Raw genomic sequence first — 17,199 nt, forward strand, 5'->3', positions numbered from 1 at the left:
TTTCACCCTATAAATTTGATATTATAGGATTAACCATACAATCGGAGGAATTTAAATGGAAATCAGCGCTAGCATTACGAAAGTTTTAAACGGTACGATTTCAGCAGTGAAGTCCGTCCTTCCTTTTTCTTCGGATGTCCAGAAGCCTTCCCTCATTATGCAACCTTTTGAACAGGAATCCATCTCTGTACTTATTGGAATGACGGGTGCCGTTCGGGGTAGATTAATTATCGAAGGAACAAGTGACTGTGTAAGTAAAATAGGTGAAGTCATGTTTGGAATGCCTCTAGAAGGCGAAATGCTAGAGTCATTCGCCGCAGAGCTTGGTAATATGCTTGCAGGTAATCTCGCATCTTCCTTAGCAAATGATGATACCTTAATGGATATAACACCACCAACCGTCCTTGTCGGTCAAACGAAAATGTATGGCTTCAATCAAGCCATCAATTTGCCTGTCGTCCTCGAAGGGGCTGGAACCCTTCATATTATTCTGATGATTGAAAGCTAGTTTCAACATGAAAGAACCCCCTTACCTTCATATCTGGTAAGGGGGTTCTTTCATTCTTCTTTCTCCACGGAAGATTGATTTTGTACTTGTATGATGATGTTCTGAAATTCCTCTTTCCCACAGACAAAACATCTACATTCCTGATTCAAAATGGTCCGACAATGCATACAATATTTTTTTTCCATTCCTATCACTTTCTTTCTTAAACAGATACTAATAATATATTCAGAAAGTGAAGAGAGTTTCCTTTTTATTTTTTAAACCAACCATTTTAATTCAGTTATCTAGGGGACAAATAAAAACTGCCTCCCCACCGAACCGGATAAGGAAGACAGTCTCATTTTTTGATCATGTGAAAATAATCAGGCTACTTTTTGTCCTTCGATACGCACTTTCTTTACTCTCCCTTTTGTCGGGATAACATTGAAAATGATATTCAAGAAGATCGCAGTTAAACTTCCAGCAACGATACCATTTTCGGTTAGAATCTGGATGCCGCCAGGAATATTTGCGAACACCTCGGGAACAACCGTCACCCCTATTCCCATACCTACTGAACAGGCAATGATCAATAAATTTTCCTGGGAGGAAAAATCCACCCTGCTCAGCATTTTAATTCCCGCTGCAATCACCATCCCGAACATGGCTACCATCGCGCCTCCTAAAACGGATGGAGGAATGATCGTTGTGAACGCACCTATTTTAGGTACGAAACCAATTAATATGAGCATGCTCGCAGCTACATAAATGACATTTCTTGTTTTGATGCCCGATAATTGAATCAGGCCCACATTTTGCGAAAAAGCCGTATATGGAAATGCATTAAACAGACCACCGATTATACTGGCCAATCCTTCCGAACGATACCCCCGCGCCAAGTCATCTTCAGAAATTTCTTTATCTGTGATTTCCCCCAAAGCATAGTAAACACCTGTTGATTCCACTAAACTTACTACAGCAACCAGGGTCATGGTTATGATGGCCGTGATATTAAACTCAGGAAAACCGAAATAGAAAAAATGTGGCATATGAAGCCATGAAGCGCCCTCTACGGCACTGAATTCTACTTTACCCATGAAGAAAGCCACAAATGTCCCAAAGAATAATCCAAGTAAAATAGCAATGGACCTGGCAAAGCCCGTTGAGAACTTATACATCAAAATGATGAATAGCAACGTTCCAAAACCAAGGGCTACATTATTCAAGGAACCAAAATCAACCGCTCCTTGTCCGCCCCCCAGATTATTAATGGCCACTGGAATGAGCGTAATTCCAATGATTGTAACTACCGATCCTGTTACAACAGGCGGGAAGAACCTCGATAGCTTCCCAAAAAACTTACTGATCAAAACCACAATCAAACCTGAAACCAGAATGGCCCCATAAATGCTATTCATCCCATACTGAGTACCAATTGCAATCATCGGACTTACTGCGGTGAAAGTACAACCAAGTACTACAGGAAGGCCAATCCCAAAATATTTCATTTTTACGACTTGCAATAAAGTCGCAATACCACACATTAAAATGTCGATTGAAACTAAATAGGTCAGCTGTGTCGAGTTCAATCCCATAGCACCACCAACAATAAGGGGGATAACAATGGCACCAGCATACATTGCAAGAACGTGTTGTAACCCTAACGATGCAACTTTCAATGGGGATTGATTTTCAGACATGAACGATAGCTCCTTCCCGCTCCTCAATGAATGTTATTTGGCCTACGTTCAACTCCTTGATCCTTGCTAAGGATTCAACTTGGAAACCTTGATCCCTAAGATCTTTGCCACCACTTTGGAAAGCTTTCTCTATAACGATTCCTATACCGACCACTTCAGCGCCTACCTGTTTACAAATATCCGCCAACCCCCGGGCAGCCTGTCCAACAGCTAAAAAGTCATCGATTATTAAGACTTTATCACCGGCTTTAATATACTTATCCGATACGGAAATAGTATTGGTTTCTTTTTTAGTAAAGGAATGAACCGATGCCGTCACTAGCCCCTCAGTCAATGTAAGGGATTTACGTTTACGAGCAAAAATTAATGGAACATCCAATTCCAAAGCTGCCATAAGACCTGGTCCAATCCCCGAAGATTCAATCGTAAGCACCTTTGTTATCTCTTTATGTGCAAATCGTTTTACAAATTCTTTACCGATTTCTTTCATTAGCACAGGATCCATTTGGTGGTTCAAGAATGAATCCACTTTTAAAATGTCTTTAGATAACGCTTGCCCCTCTGACAATATTTTTTCTTTTAATAGTTGCATGAAGATTCCTCCCAATCTAAGATGATTGATTATTTTAAGTCATGTCATTGTTTCCTGGTAAATGAAAAATGCCCAAGAAACATTGCATCACATAGTAGAGTGAAGCAATATTTCTTGGGCATTCATGAAAAAGGATATATAAAGTCCCTTCAAGTCGCGACAAGATCTATTACTCACTCATAGTCAGATTATTTACGGTAATCCGGTAGAAACTTGCAGGCCATATTCCTGCGATTATACGAGTGAAAAAAATTTATTTTTAATAATACAAGAATTATAACAATGCCTTCACAATTTGAAAAGAAAAACTTGATAAAAAAACGAACTTTAAATTAAAATGATAGTTTATCATTCGTGTTATTTGAAAATTCAAAAATATATATCTTGGAGATATCCTTTCGTATGGAATATAAATGGAAAGTTCATAAACTTCACAATACTTTCACAATACACCTTCCTTTCAAACCAACACTTTCCTTAACGTTTCAATATTCCCCTATTTCCAACTTGTTAAGACAATGATTGAACAATTTGTGAAATGAGAAAAAACAGCTACTATTCATCTGGTACTTTTGTATGATTAAGTAGCTTAGTTACTCTATTTTTTTCTAATGGGAAAGGTGTGAAAAAATGTCCGAACCTACTGGCAAGAACAAAACACAAATAAAACAAGATTCTGATTTGAAAGGCACACTCGCTTCGGTTTTACTACTTGGAATTTTTCTAATAGTGATTTGGGTCAGCATTTATTTTTTATTTACGGGTCGTTTAGGTTAAGTGAGGAGGATAAATGATGCATATGCATAAGTTTGAAAAGATTTGGCTCATTTTAGGAACGGTCGCCCTACTCATTTTCTTAACAGTTCTAGGGGTAAGTGCTTTCTATTTAGGGAACCAGCCACCAAGCTGTTTAGTAACCATCGACCCTGAAAAGGTTGATACCACTGCCCCCTTCAATGACCCCGGATTACATAAAGTAGACGGAAAGGATTGGGATTATGAATTAGTATTTGTGGCTTCGGCTTTTTCGTACAGCCCAGCAAAGGTGGAGATTCCAAAGGGGGCGACTGTCAAAATCATTGCGACAACCAAGGATGTCATCCACGGATTTGAAGTAGCCGGGACAAATGTCAATATGATGCTTGAACCTGGTTATGTCAGTGAATATACCGCTACTTTCAATAAAGTGGGGGAAAACCTAATTATATGCAATGAATACTGCGGAGTTGGTCACCATATGATGAGCTCTCAAATTGAGGTGGTTTCAAAATGACAAAAGCTATTGATAACGAAAAAATTCACCCACTTGATGCGAAGCTTTCCATGGCACATTTCTATGTTGCCATCATTGCCTTGGGACTAGGGGGCTTTGCGGGACTCCTTCAAACACTTGTACGTTCAGGCAAAGTCGAATTGCCTGCAGGAATAACCTATTATCAACTACTTACTGTCCATGGCGTTTTACTCGCACTAATTCTTACGACCTTCTTCATTTTGGGGTTTCATCTTTCAGCAGTCAGTATAACCATAGGACCTTTAACCAAATGGGCAAGATTCTCAGGCTGGGTTGGTTTTTGGACAATGACAGTTGGAACGGCAATGGCGGCTCTTATGGTGTTATTAAACGAAGCTTCCGTCCTTTATACTTTTTATGCCCCTCTTCAAGCCCATCCTATTTTCTATGGGGGATTGACACTTGTCATCGTTGGCAGTTGGTTTAGCGGTGGCTCCCTATTGGTGACATACCATAAATGGCGGAAAAATAACAAGGGAAAATCCAGCCCCTTATTATGTTTCATGGCTGTGGTCAATACTTTATTATGGTTCGTAGCCACGTTAGGGGTCGCTATCACCGTCTTGTTCCAGCTTCTTCCTTGGTCTTTAGGATGGGTTGATTCGATTAACATTTTAGCAAGCAGGACTTTGTTCTGGTATTTTGGTCATCCACTTGTTTATTTCTGGTTGCTACCAGCCTATATGTGCTGGTATGTAGTGATTCCTAAGATCATTGGCGGTAAAATATTTTCGGATTCATTAGCGAGGATGTCTTTTATTTTATTTCTGTTGTTCTCCATTCCTGTCGGGCTTCATCATCAATTGCTTGAGCCAGGAATAGACCCTGTTTGGAAATATATACAAGTTGTATTAACTTTCTTGGTCGTAATCCCTTCTTTAATGACTGCTTTTTCTTTATTCGGCACTTTTGAAAAATACGGACGTTCACAAAATGCTACAGGTTTATTCGGATGGTTCCTAAAACTCCCTTGGGGCGATGCCCGTTTTACCGTTCCTTTTATCGGGATGGTGGCTTTTGTCCCAGCTGGAGCCGGGGGACTTGTCAATGCATCGAACCAATTGAACCAGGTTGTTCATAATACCATATGGGTAACGGGACATTTTCATTTAACATTGGCCACTTCAGTAATTCTAACTTTTTTCGGCATTTCTTATTGGCTGGTTCCTCATTTGACTGGACGGATATTGACTAAAAAACTTAATAAATTAGCCATCATTCAAGGTATCTTTTGGGCAATCGGAATGTCCATCATGTCTGGGGCTATGCATATTGCCGGACTACTGGGTGCACCTCGTCGCTCATCTTTTTCTACTTATGGGGAGTCAACACAGGCACTTGAGTGGATTCCTTATCAAATCGCCCAGGCAATCGGTGGAACCATACTATTTATTGGAATCGTTTTATATATTATTATTTTCATCCAATTGGCCTTCTTTGCTCCAAAGGGAAATGAAGAATTCCCAGTAGGTGAATCAAATGAGGATGCAACGATTTCTCTCGTTTTTGAAAACTGGAAATTATGGCTTGGAATAACCGCAGCACTTATTCTTTTCGCCTATACCATTCCATTTATTGATATCATTCAAAATGCCCCACCAGGTTCAAAGGGTTTTAAATTATGGTGATTAAAGAAAGCCTTGGCAAGTTGCCAAGGCTTCACTTTATCCATGTTATTTAACTTTATAAACCGCTTTATACTTTTCTTCTAGATACTCGATTAAATATTGCACATTCAAACCTTCCCCCGTTGTTTCTTTCAAAATCTCTAAGGGTTTTTTCAACTTACCGAATTTATGGACCTTTTCGTTAAGCCAATTCCTGATAGGTTCAATGTTACCTGCTTCCAAAAGTTCATTAAATTGTGGTAAATCCTGCAGCATCGCATGTTTAAATTGAGCGGCATACATATAGCCAAGTGCATAGGATGGAAAATACCCAAAACTTCCGTCAGACCAATGGACGTCTTGCAAAACACCCACTGCATCATCTTCAGGTATGATACCCAGATACTCCTCGTATTTTTTGTTCCATGCACTTGGTAAGTCCTTCACTTCAAGCTCACCATTAAAGAGAGCCTTTTCCAATTCATAGCGAATCATGATATGTAGTGGGTATGTTAACTCATCGGCTTCAATACGGATAAAAGAAGGCTTCGATTCATTAATTCCACGATAGAAATCTTCAAGTGCAACATCCGCGAACTGCTCGGGAGCAAACTCCTTTAAAAGCGAATATTGGTTTTTCCAGAAACTTAAGCTTCGGCCAATGAAGTTTTCAAAAAATAAAGATTGAGATTCATGGATTCCCATCGAAGTCCCACTATCGAGAAGTGTACCCGTTAACTCCTCAGCAATATTCTGCTCGTAAATAGCGTGGCCACACTCATGGATGGTGCCAAAAATTGCGCCTCTAAAATCACGTTCGTCATACCGGGTCGTAACACGAACGTCGCCTCTATTGATTCCAGTTGCAAATGGATGGACGGTTTCATCAAGCCTACCAGTCTTAAAATCGTACCCGATTTGTTTTAAAACTTCGTGGTTGAATTGCTGTTGTTTTTCCTTAGGAAATTCCTTATAAAGGAAATCTGTCCCAGGTTGATGCTTACTATCGGCAATTTGCTTGACCAAGGGAACGATGCTCGCCTGAAGCTCACCAAATACTCGATCTAGGATCTCAACGGTCATACCCGGTTCATACATATCTAACAAAGTATCGTATGGCTGGTCCTTGTATCCCCAATATTCAACAAATTTACGAGTATAGGCGACAACTCTCTCAAGGTAAGGTTCAAATATAGAAAAGTCCGCTTTTTCCCTTGCTTCTTCCCACGCACTTTCCGAACGGGATTGTAATATCACGAATTCCTTATATTCATCTGCTGGAATCTTATTATTTCTCTCAAAGGTTTTCTTACATTCCTGTACCATTTTCATCGTTACTTCACTAAGTTTTCGTTCTGCTTTCTCTGTTGTGAGCTCATCAATAAACCGCTTCATTTCGGAACTTGTGGTCATATTGAAAACTTCAGAGGAGAGCACCCCAATCACTTCAGATCGTTGCTCCACACCCTTTTTGGGAGCTCCCGTACGCAAGTCCCAGAATATGAGTGCAAGCGCCTCGTTATATGCCGATATTTTCTTGACGTATTCTTTAAATTCTCTTTCTACTTGCTCCACGCTACCTGTCAAATAAAACATCCCCTTTCACATTACACTTTACCATATTATACAAGGGAAAATCACATCAGAACGAATTGAATTCATAAAAGGTCCAAGGGGATTTCCCTTGGACCTTAACATGTTTTTTTATTAAAGAGATACCGGAAGGACAGAAATGATTTTTTCTTTAACTTGATTTGATAAATCATTGTCAATCAGTATTTGTACAGTTCCAGAGTCGTTGCTGGTCCGGATTAAACGTCCAATACCCTGACGTAAACGAAGAAGCATATACGGGAGGTCAACGGCTTCAAATGGATCGGTGACCGAGTTCCTCTTAGCTTCGAATACAGGATCATGTGGCGGGAATGGGAGGGAGTGTATAACTACATTCTGCAATGAATCTCCCGGTACATCCAGGCCTTCCCATAAATGATAGGAGAACAGAACGGAATGCTCTTCTTCCTGAAACTTTTTAACAAGGTCGCTAATCTCCGATTCACCTTCAAAATAGAAAGGATAATCACCCTTCCTGCAGTTCTCCTTGAACCAAAGCAACTCTTCTTTTGATTGAAACAATACGAGTGTCCGTCCTTTGTTCTCCTCAATTGTTCCCATTGTATAATTGAGTTTAGCTAACCGATCTCCTTTTTCAAAGGTCGGCATGTTCATCTTCATCACTTCTTCATAATCAAATGGAGATTCAACCGAGAAGCTATCGAACTTTTTAATCCCCAAGCTATCCGCAATATATTGGAATGATTTATTATCGGATAAGGTCGCTGATGAAAAAATGTATGGAATTTTTTTCGAGAATACTTGTTCAGATAAAATATCCTGGACAAGTCTAGGCATGATGACCAACGTTTTAGTCATTTCATTTTCTTCAAACCACGAAACGGCTTGTTCATCTTTCACGAAGAGAGAAAGTGAGTATCCCAACTGTTCTAAATACTCTTCAGTGACTTTCAAATCATAGTCGTTAATCGTATACATTTCCGATTCAAAAACAAGGCTTTCTTCTAGTTCTTCCACCTTTTCATGAAGTCTTTTAGCAAAATTGGTGATTTCTTTCGACATCGGTATTTCATATCGGTTTGAACCACTTACATGAATTGCCTTTTCGTTGAGCAAATCAAAAAACTCTTCGTTTATATCAATTAAATCTTCTATGATGTACAGCGTTTCCTCACGCACTTGATTAGCTGTTAACAACTCCAAAACTGAAGCGAGGGTTTGTTCACCCACTTTATATGTTAGAGCCTTTTGTGCAGAGAATTCGAGTAAATGACCTTCGTCGAAGATTACACAACTATGTTCTGGCAATAACGGTAGTTGTCCTTCACGCTTGCGCTTATCTTTCGTCCAAACATGTTCCATGAAGAAATCATGTGAACAAATGATTAAGTCACTTGATTTCCGGTAATGATCACGGGAAAGTGTTTGTCCACAACGCTGACGTTTATCACAGGTAAAGCAATTTTGTAACTGGTCCCAGCCTACTTTAGACCAATCTTCATCATTAAGGTATGGATATTGTTTACGATCCCCATAAGGCGTATAAGCATTCATGGATGAATTGTTATGCACAAATTTAGGGAGTTCATCAAATAGCTGATCGATGCCCTCAGAATCCTCATGATTCACAGCATGATCCAGCTTCTTTAGGCATACATATTGATCGTGGTATTTCGCAAGCCTAACATCCACTTCAATACCTAAGGCGCTCTTTATTTTTTGTATGTCGCCTTCTTCTTTAACGAGTTGTTCAATCAAAGTCTCATCAGCGCAGGAAATGATTGCCGGTTTATTGGTGTATCTGGCATAACAGATTGCATATAACAGATAAACCAATGTTTTACCCGTCCCTACACCAGCTTCTGCGAAACTTATATTTTTTTCCTTAAAGGCCTTTTCTAGTTGAAAAGCCATGAATATTTGTTCGTCGCGTAGCTCGAATCCTTTTTCGGGAAGAATATCGTAAAAAACATCACCCATCCATTCTGAAAGCTTATCATAAAAAGAATCTTCCTTTGTTACCGAAAAAGGCAGTGTTTTTAGCATCCTGGTCTCCCCTTTTATCTATCTTAAGTATATGAATTCAGGTTTTAAAATATATCTAGGCAAAAGTATATTATCCTTCAATTCCTTCACATAGTCAAGGTATTTTGTCATGGCTATTAAAAAGTTTTATGTACTATGGTGTTTATATTGCTAGGGATTGCCAAAAAACAAAAAGACAGACTCCCTAGAGAGCCTGTCTGTAAATACTATAAGGTTGAATTAAGCTTTGTTTACGTTTGATGCTTGCGGTCCGCGTTGACCTTGTTCTACATCAAATGTAACATCTTGGCCTTCTTCAAGTGTTTTGAAACCTTCTCCTTGGATAGCTGAGAAATGTACGAATACATCGTCTCCACCTTCGCGTTCGATGAATCCAAAACCTTTTTCTGCGTTAAACCATTTTACTTTACCTTGTTCCATTTTTGTTGCCTCCTAGTGTGTTTGCCACACATTATATTACTATCCTTGCTCACTGATTAATAAGGTATTCCTTAAATCTGAACAAAAATAATTCACTATCAGAATAACAGAAATGGAAGGGATAATCAAGAATAGAACCCACTTTAGATAAAATGTCCTGACTTTTCAAAATCTTATATTATATTATACCTACTTATTCGCCTCTAGGTTGTCTTGCCGGCCTTTTTCCCCAATATTGATAAAAGTCCGTCCTAATGAATCCATTGAACAGCTTCCTTTTTTTCGTAGCTGGTTTCCCATAAAACTGTTCAAAGTCCGGGTTTGAGGTAATCATGTAAATAGACCATGTATCAAGCTTTTTAAATGCCTCTCCCATCTCTTTATACATCTGCTCAACGGCTTTCTTTTCACCAAGACGTTCCCCATATGGTGGGTTCCCCACAATGACGCCATATTCCTTCCTCGTCGAGATATCCCTCACCTGCATTTGTTTGAAATCAATCAAATCTCCAAGACCTGCTTCGAAACTATTGGCTTTTGAGATTTCGACCATGCGGTGATCAATATCACATCCTGAAATATCCAAATACTGATCGTAATCAGCCAAATCCTCAGCTTCGGTTCTCGCTTCATCCCAAACCTTGCTATCCATCCAAGACCAGGTTTCGGAAATGAAGTCACGGTTAAATCCAGGAGCAATATTCTGTCCAATCAATGCCGCTTCAATAGGAATCGTCCCGGAACCACAGAATGGGTCGATGAATGGTTTATCTGGTTTCCAGTTCGTGAGCATTACCAACGCTGCCGCTAAGGTTTCTTTAAGAGGTGCTTCACCTTGCCCAGTGCGGTAGCCACGTTTATGTAATCCAGCTCCTGATGTATCTATCGTAAGTGTTACTAAATCTTTTAAAATCGATACTTCAATTTTAAATAATGGGCCTGTCTCTTCAAACCAGGAAACTTGCTTATACTTACTTTTCAATCGATCGACAATCGCTTTTTTCACGATGGCCTGACAATCAGGAACACTATACAACTGGGATTTAACTGATTTACCGCTGACTGGAAACTCAACATCTACAGATAGGTAATCTTCCCAATTCAAGGCTTTGGTTTTTTCAAACAGCTCATCAAAGGAATACGCCTTGAATTCAGCGACCTTAATTTTCACACGATCGGCACTGCGTAACCATAAATTAGAGCGGGCTATGGCCATTTGGTCCCCTTTGTACATAATTTTTCCGTTTTCAACTTCACAGTCGTAACCCAAGTCACGGACTTCCTTTGCAACAATAGATTCCAATCCCATTGCTGATGTTGCAATAATATCGAATTGTTTCATTCGTCATGCACCTTCTTTCCTATAATCAAAATCGGTTTCCACATTTCCAAAAAGTCATGCAATTCAGTAACGGGTAACGGTTTTGACAAGTAAAACCCTTGAATGATATCACACTTTTGCGTTTTCAAAAAGTCTACTTGCTTTTTAAGTTCCACGCCTTCTGCTATGATTTCCAGATTAAGCGTCTTAGCCATAGTAATAATCGCTATCACTATTGCCGAGTCATCTTTGTCATTATCTACGTTTTTAATAAAACTTTGATCGATTTTAAGAGTATCAATAGGGAATTTTCGCAAGTAACTCAATGATGAATAACCAGTCCCAAAATCATCAATGGACAATTTAAATCCCTGTTGCTTGAGTGCGACTAATTTTTTTATCGAATTCTGGGCATTAGGCATGATTATGCTTTCGGTCAATTCCAACTCCACACGATGGGGATTGATGTTAGTGTCTTGTATGAGGCCAATGACTTCTTTCGCAAAGTTTTCCTGGGTGAAATGCAATCCTGATATATTGATACTTACCTTTAAATCAGGATACCCAGAAATATGGAATTTTCTAATTTCCTCACATGCCTGTTTAATGACCCAATGGCTGATTGGGATGATCAGTCCCGTTTCTTCCGCAATAGGAATGAACTCGGCAGGAGAAACCTGTCCTAATTCAGGAACACTCCAACGCAGGAGTGCTTCCACACCCACCACTTTCCCTGTTTCAAGATGGACCTGCGGATGATAGTGAACCTGAAGCTCGTTGTTTTCGATTGCTGTATGTAGCCTATTTTCTATTGTTCTTCTCCGGGTATCATTCCCCGTTTGTAAATCTTCATGATATAATTCAAAGCTATTAACCCCATTGGCCTTCGCTTTTTGTAACGATTTTTCAGCATTTATTAATAATGTTTCAACCTGTGAGCCATCAAAGGGATATAAACTAATTCCTACACTAACTGATGTATATACCTCTTCGTCATATAAATAAAAAGGCTGTTTGAGTGTTGAAATGACATCCTCAGAGACGTGGACAGCTTCTTTTACATGCTTTAAATGGGGCAAGACAATGATAAACTCGTCGCCGCCAATTCGTGCAAGCACATTTTCGTTTTTCAACATTCTCTTTATTCTTGCTGCAACTTTTTTCAGCAATAAATCCCCATATCCATGACCTAGTGTTTCATTAATCGCTTTAAATCGTGCAAGGTCTAAGTGTAACACAGCGAGTGTTTGATTGTATTTTTCAGACGTTTCGATTAAGCGGCACAGCTCTTCATTCAATAAAGAACGGTTAGCCATTCCCGTCAAAGCATCATACCGAATCAATTTTTGCAGTTGATTTTCCTGATGCTTCCTATCGGTGATATCAGAAAACAACGCAACATAGTGTGTGACTTCTCCAGATTCATTCGTAATGGCAAGAATCGTTAACCACTCAAGGAAAACCTCACCATTTTTTCGTCTATTCCAGATTTCTCCGCTCCATCTTCCACATTCCCCTATCTCTTTCCACATGGCATCATAAAAATCTTTTTTATGATATCCGGATTGAAGAATATTTGGCTTTTTTCCAATTGCCTCTTCTTCTGTATATCCTGTCACGATTTGAAAGGCTGGGTTCACGGATAGAATGACACCATGCTTGTCCGTATATAAGACACTCTCTTCAATATTCATGTAAATTTTTTCAGCAAGGATCCTTTCTGTTTCTTCCCTTACCTGAAAATCATGATGATCAAAAATAACAGAGTAAAACATTTGTCCCTTTAATGAGATTCCACTAATTTTCATTTTACTTTTAAATCGCTCTCCATTTTTACGGATCATAATTGGAGAGCCAGTATAGGATTGACTACTTCGTAATTCCTTACTCATCATTTCAACCTCATGCTCACTGGCAAATAAAGAAGGAAATAAATGGCCAAATTGATTAAAATCAGAGTATCCGATAATTTTCTCCGCCGCCTTATTCCATTGGATAATTAATCCTTCTTCAGTATATACCAAAGCCCCCTCCTGCATTTGCTGCAGCATGGTATCAGCCAATGAAAACACTTCCGGAAAACCAACCTGCATATCCCTCATGTTGAAAACCTCCGATAGTACACTAGTTTATACTTCCATGATAAAGTATTTTACACACGTAGTGTTAAGAAGGGGAAATCCGACATTGTATTGACATATTTAGATTAGATAAAATTTCATAAACAAAACAAAAACTCTCCTTTCACAAGGAGAGTTGTTCTTTAATTGTTATATGGTAACGTTCTGTAAGCCATGTTTTGTTCCTCAGTACTGCAAGCGACTTGCGTCTCGTACTTCGGCGGTAATCATCTATCTACAGAAGCGATGCTTCTGTCCTTCTCCTCGTTCAATTCCAAGGAAGAAAGCGCCCCTACCATTAATTTGGGTTTCTCGCTCGTGGGGTTTACCTCGTTCCACCCTTTGCATTTCTGCAAAGGCTCCGTCACTGTGGCACTTTTATAGGTATTCATGCCATATCCAAAAGGACTTAGGCATTTTCCCGGCCGTCAACAGTCAAAGACTGCTGCCCAAGCTTATTTTTTCGCCAGGCACGAACACTACGGGCATCTCAGCCCGTGCGAGCATGGACTTTCCTCAACTGCATAAATGCAGCAGCAATTACCCAAACGTTAACATAACATTAATGATTATAACCCATAAACAAATAAAACACAATACAATTTCAAAAAAGAAATAAAACCAAGCAATTAATCGAACAGTTTATTTCCAAAGACATGCTTTTCTAAGTTGGATAACCGTTTTAAAATATCAAAGTTTGTAGTTCCAGGAGTTGCTCCTGGAGCAGGTTGACTCGGACGTTTCGGATTCTCTTCGGTTTGTTTTTTCAATTTAAGATTTTCTTGTTTAAGATCTTCAATTTCCTGATGAAACACTTCATAATCCTTGATGATAAGATCTAGAAACTGGTCTACATCTTCAGGTTTATAACCTCGCATAGCCGTTTTAAAATCTTTTTCAAGAATATCTTTAGCCGTTAATTTTATCTTATCGGATAGCATAAGACTTCACCTCAATACTTTCGCCAATACAATCGACTTTTTATTATTTTTTCAAATCTGCTTGGATTTGTCAAACAAACACATTTTTATTTAAAATAAGGACAAATTTTTTTCGACTTGCAGGACTACCTTTTGTTTCTAATTTTCATCATAATATGATTATGCTCTGGAAACAACATTTAGTCCATGATTTATTGCTTTATGGTTTAATCGTTAGCCCAGTTATCCTCTTCCGCTACTTGCTGCAAATCGTCAAAGCTAATCTGGTAAATGGGATAGGCTAGGGATTCCGCTTTTTTCATGGCTTCATAATATGGATATTTTGCAGATCCTTCCTTTTCAGGATCGAAAACAATCAACATGGCATCACTTTTCTTGACCATGTAACGATTTTTAACTTTCAACTGCTGTGGTCCTTCATAAGGCTTCTTGAAAATTGATTCGACAAAGTCGGCACGTGTCAAAATGGAACGGTAGAAATCCTGATTCGTCTCATTCCATGACTCTTCCTGATTCAAAAAAGGAGTAAGTACACCCAATTTTAAGGAAGGGTACTCCTCTTTCACCTCGAATACCACCTCAGCCCCCCATAGCTCCGATCCTAACTGACCGGAAATGATCACCCATTCAAGTCCATCCTCGACTAAGGGAATGAGCCGTTGCCTAATCGCTTTTTTTATGTATTGTACGCCTTCATGATCATTTTTAAATATCCCTAATTCGAATGCTTTATAACCAGTTAGATACAAAACCTTCATCTAAAGACCACTCCCCCTTTCAGACATTATGTAAGAAAAATAAGGGCTTATTAGGCCCTTAATTTTTTCAGTATCCAAATTGCCTAGGTGGGCAGCAAGGATTGACTGGCGGCATACCACAAATCAAGTTTTGAGTGTAACACTCGTTCACTACAGATTGAGTATGCGGGAAATAGTGTTTATATGTGTTGCAATGTTTATTAACCGTTGTTGTATGAGATGGGTGAATAACAGGAATCACTGTATTAGATACATTTGTGTTTACGTATTGCTGAGTAGGAGATACTTGTGCCGGTGCCGTTTGCGTAGGAAGAGCCTGGGTTTGACCATGTACTGGAGAAACAGCAGTCGGATAGTGTTGCGCTCCCATCACATTGGATTGTGCCCCCATTACATTGGATTTTGCTCCCATCACATTGGATTGTGCCCCCATTACATTGGAGTGTGCTCCCATTACATTGGATTGTGCCCCCATTACATTGGAGTGTGCTCCCATTACATTGGATTGTGCCCCCATTACATTGGAGTGTGCTCCCATTACATTTGAGTGATATCCCCCACAATTACGAAAATACATATATAATTCGTCCCCTTTCATCAAGATAAGTTTTGCCTTACCATTACAGACTATGAAAAAAAGGGTAGACGTGTACTGATGAAATAACCTATTTATATCAATTAATCCAATAATCAAGGAAAATTCAAACTACCTTTCATCTTATGTGGGCAGCTTTACCTCGTGCTTTTTATAAAAAAGAATAAAAACTATCTTTTAATGATGTAAATAAAACAATCGTCAAACATAGGACAACAAAAAATAGAAATAATGTGGTTTTATACATTTCTTCGCTCCGCTTTCACTATTAAATTTATTGAACGGATGGATGTTTCTACATTCATCCTCGACGACTATCATTTTACACATTATGACTTGAGGCTACAATACTTGTTTACTACATTTTTATCACAAGAAGAATTTGGCAATTGGTAGTTACTTATTAATCATTAGAGCTTTTATTGTAGGAGTCTATTTTTTCTTTCAAGCCGCAACATCCTTTTTTCTAATTCCAAAAGTTTTTTCTCCAAGTTCAGCCTATTCCCATTGCCCATTTCCAGCATTTCTTGATATGCCTTCTTGGTGCAAGTAAGGGCAGCAGCGGGATTCTTGGATTGGTGCTCCAAAATTTTTGCGCATTCAATCTGAGCCTGAATCCTCAACCGAGGTATCCCATTTAACGCTACTTCCTTCCAGATTGTAAGTGCCTCGTCAAATTTCCCTTGTTTCTTTTTCTGAAAAGCTATTGCATGACCTGCCGAGATCCGGTCTTCCTCATTTCCGACTTCCCTTATTTTTTCATACGCCTCCACAGAGTCTTCCTTTTTCCCTAAGTAGGCGAACCAACGGGCAATCTCCAATGATTCTTCCGTATATCCGTCCATTTGTAGGATTTTTCGGGACAAGTGAATATACAAGGTGATTAGCGATAAAATATCCAATTCATTATGTTTCATGATCCCAAAAAGAATGTCCGGATTCTTCCGTTCAACAAAATCGAAATAAATCATTGGTGCCAAGTACCCTGGGATATCATCTTCGCGTTCAAACCCTAAAATGTCCGTTTCCACTGCAGATAATTTCACTCGTTCTAATTTATCTTTCCAGAGCCGTCTTGAAGCATGATATAAATCAAAGTGACCGAATTCCGGAAGCTTCGGGACATGTTCCTTTATCAAGGTATGCCTTGTTTTTAACTGTGGCCAGTCAAATGCCTTTCCATTATACGTAACAAGTGTTTCATAATTGATGTTCTCAAGAAAGCTTTGGTAAAGCGGGACCTCACTACCAGGCTGGGGCAGGATATGCTGTTTGACGACGACTTCATCCCCTTCAAAATAAGCGTAACCCAGTAAAAAGATGGTGTTGCCTGCCCCACCACCTAGTCCTGTCGTTTCCGTATCAAAGAAAAAGAGATCTTCGCCCTTAATCCCTTTAGCAGACAAGGGGTGCTCTACAGAAGATTGATTCCATGCCTTTACTATCCCCTTCAACTCCAGGAACGAATACAAACCATGTTTATGTTCCAAGGGATAACGAACTTCACGGACGAAGCAATAATCTCCATCAAAATGGTAGGCACTCGTGTCATTTCCAAGCCACTTTTCAAGAAATGGAATGTCAGTTTTCACCATGTCGTCGCATTCCTTTATCAGTGGTTGTCTATCTTGTGTTTCATGGTTCATATGGGTCTTCAGGCGATTCAGTTTATTTTTCAATGACAAAAAGCTACACCTCTATTCATGTAATCCGGCCATTGAATGGTTTTACCGAAAATACAGG

The 17,199-nt window shown here is 39.2% G+C and carries 14 protein-coding genes, 1 other RNA gene and 1 riboswitch; of the genes, 3 read left to right on the top strand and 12 right to left on the bottom strand.

The genetic code is table 11. The annotated features are described in order from the left end of the window. The first annotated feature begins 55 nt into the window (after positions 1-55). Positions 56-508: a chemotaxis protein CheX gene (locus tag AC503W_RS11705; RefSeq protein ID WP_402988082.1), complete on the top strand. Its 453-nt coding sequence runs from the start codon at positions 56-58 to the stop codon at positions 506-508. Between the two features lie 362 nt (positions 509-870). Here the strand turns inward: AC503W_RS11705 and AC503W_RS11710 are convergent, their stop codons facing one another. Next, complete coding sequence (locus tag AC503W_RS11710) at positions 871-2,187, bottom strand: nucleobase:cation symporter-2 family protein (protein ID WP_402869074.1); 1,317 nt, start codon at positions 2,185-2,187, stop codon at positions 871-873. Beyond that, a complete protein-coding gene (locus AC503W_RS11715; RefSeq protein WP_402869076.1) occupies positions 2,180-2,779 on the bottom strand; it encodes a xanthine phosphoribosyltransferase in 600 nt (199 codons plus the stop codon). The genes AC503W_RS11710 and AC503W_RS11715 overlap by 8 nt, the downstream gene beginning before the upstream one ends. Before the next feature lie 160 nt (positions 2,780-2,939). Continuing rightward, a riboswitch (purine riboswitch) is annotated at positions 2,940-3,041 on the bottom strand. A gap of 531 nt (positions 3,042-3,572) precedes the next feature. Here AC503W_RS11715 and AC503W_RS11720 point away from each other — a divergent pair. Further along, positions 3,573-4,052 (top strand): cytochrome c oxidase subunit II, encoded by a 480-nt coding sequence (locus AC503W_RS11720; RefSeq protein WP_402869078.1) that lies wholly within the window; start codon positions 3,573-3,575, stop codon positions 4,050-4,052. Next, the gene (locus AC503W_RS11725) at positions 4,049-5,701 is read left to right on the top strand and encodes a b(o/a)3-type cytochrome-c oxidase subunit 1 (protein WP_494914255.1); all 1,653 of its coding nucleotides are present in this window, start codon (positions 4,049-4,051) and stop codon (positions 5,699-5,701) included. The genes AC503W_RS11720 and AC503W_RS11725 overlap by 4 nt, the downstream gene beginning before the upstream one ends. Before the next feature lie 45 nt (positions 5,702-5,746). On the opposite strand, the gene AC503W_RS11730 is transcribed toward AC503W_RS11725, so the two are convergent. The 10 genes from AC503W_RS11730 to AC503W_RS11775 form a co-directional block, all read right to left on the bottom strand. Further along, positions 5,747-7,276, bottom strand: coding sequence for a carboxypeptidase M32 (locus AC503W_RS11730; protein ID WP_494914257.1), 1,530 nt, complete (start codon positions 7,274-7,276; stop codon positions 5,747-5,749). A 111-nt stretch (positions 7,277-7,387) separates the two neighbouring features. After that, a complete protein-coding gene (locus AC503W_RS11735; RefSeq protein ID WP_494914259.1) occupies positions 7,388-9,301 on the bottom strand; it encodes an ATP-dependent DNA helicase in 1,914 nt (637 codons plus the stop codon). A 219-nt stretch (positions 9,302-9,520) separates the two neighbouring features. Then, on the bottom strand, positions 9,521-9,721 hold the full coding sequence (locus tag AC503W_RS11740; RefSeq protein WP_034307871.1) for a cold-shock protein: 201 nt from the start codon (positions 9,719-9,721) through the stop codon (positions 9,521-9,523). Positions 9,722-9,914: 193 nt separating this feature from the next. Continuing rightward, positions 9,915-11,063: a THUMP domain-containing class I SAM-dependent RNA methyltransferase gene (locus AC503W_RS11745; RefSeq protein ID WP_402869085.1), complete on the bottom strand. Its 1,149-nt coding sequence runs from the start codon at positions 11,061-11,063 to the stop codon at positions 9,915-9,917. Further along, on the bottom strand, positions 11,060-13,144 hold the full coding sequence (locus AC503W_RS11750) for a sensor domain-containing protein (protein WP_494914263.1): 2,085 nt from the start codon (positions 13,142-13,144) through the stop codon (positions 11,060-11,062). The genes AC503W_RS11745 and AC503W_RS11750 overlap by 4 nt, the downstream gene beginning before the upstream one ends. Positions 13,145-13,325: 181 nt before the next feature. Further along, positions 13,326-13,714, bottom strand: an RNA gene (rnpB, locus tag AC503W_RS11755) — RNase P RNA component class B. A gap of 77 nt (positions 13,715-13,791) precedes the next feature. Continuing rightward, the gene (gene gpsB / locus AC503W_RS11760) at positions 13,792-14,103 is read right to left on the bottom strand and encodes a cell division regulator GpsB (protein ID WP_402869090.1); all 312 of its coding nucleotides are present in this window, start codon (positions 14,101-14,103) and stop codon (positions 13,792-13,794) included. A gap of 206 nt (positions 14,104-14,309) precedes the next feature. Then, positions 14,310-14,861 (bottom strand): SLOG family protein, encoded by a 552-nt coding sequence (locus tag AC503W_RS11765; protein WP_402869092.1) that lies wholly within the window; start codon positions 14,859-14,861, stop codon positions 14,310-14,312. 67 nt (positions 14,862-14,928) lie between these two features. Continuing rightward, on the bottom strand, positions 14,929-15,438 hold the full coding sequence (locus AC503W_RS11770; protein WP_427686945.1) for a CotD family spore coat protein: 510 nt from the start codon (positions 15,436-15,438) through the stop codon (positions 14,929-14,931). 437 nt (positions 15,439-15,875) lie between these two features. Next, complete coding sequence (locus AC503W_RS11775; RefSeq protein ID WP_403079395.1) at positions 15,876-17,141, bottom strand: ribonuclease H-like domain-containing protein; 1,266 nt, start codon at positions 17,139-17,141, stop codon at positions 15,876-15,878. Positions 17,142-17,199: the final 58 nt, after the last annotated feature.

Source organism: Peribacillus suis, from assembly GCF_059384845.1.

Bases quoted from the DNA above. Each gene is read 5' to 3' on its own strand.
- AC503W_RS11745 (WP_402869085.1), bottom strand. From the start codon at position 11,063: ATGAAACAATTCGATATTATTGCAACATCAGCAATGGGATTGGAATCT.
- AC503W_RS11750 (WP_494914263.1), bottom strand. From the start codon at position 13,144: ATGAGGGATATGCAGGTTGGTTTTCCGGAAGTGTTTTCATTGGCTGAT.
- AC503W_RS11705 (WP_402988082.1), top strand. From the start codon at position 56: ATGGAAATCAGCGCTAGCATTACGAAAGTTTTAAACGGTACGATTTCA.
- AC503W_RS11730 (WP_494914257.1), bottom strand. From the start codon at position 7,276: ATGTTTTATTTGACAGGTAGCGTGGAGCAAGTAGAAAGAGAATTTAAA.
- AC503W_RS11715 (WP_402869076.1), bottom strand. From the start codon at position 2,779: ATGCAACTATTAAAAGAAAAAATATTGTCAGAGGGGCAAGCGTTATCT.
- AC503W_RS11720 (WP_402869078.1), top strand. From the start codon at position 3,573: ATGCATATGCATAAGTTTGAAAAGATTTGGCTCATTTTAGGAACGGTC.
- AC503W_RS11710 (WP_402869074.1), bottom strand. From the start codon at position 2,187: ATGTCTGAAAATCAATCCCCATTGAAAGTTGCATCGTTAGGGTTACAA.
- AC503W_RS11765 (WP_402869092.1), bottom strand. From the start codon at position 14,861: ATGAAGGTTTTGTATCTAACTGGTTATAAAGCATTCGAATTAGGGATA.
- gpsB (WP_402869090.1), bottom strand. From the start codon at position 14,103: ATGCTATCCGATAAGATAAAATTAACGGCTAAAGATATTCTTGAAAAA.
- AC503W_RS11725 (WP_494914255.1), top strand. From the start codon at position 4,049: ATGACAAAAGCTATTGATAACGAAAAAATTCACCCACTTGATGCGAAG.
- AC503W_RS11740 (WP_034307871.1), bottom strand. From the start codon at position 9,721: ATGGAACAAGGTAAAGTAAAATGGTTTAACGCAGAAAAAGGTTTTGGA.
- AC503W_RS11735 (WP_494914259.1), bottom strand. From the start codon at position 9,301: ATGCTAAAAACACTGCCTTTTTCGGTAACAAAGGAAGATTCTTTTTAT.
- AC503W_RS11770 (WP_427686945.1), bottom strand. From the start codon at position 15,438: ATGTATTTTCGTAATTGTGGGGGATATCACTCAAATGTAATGGGAGCA.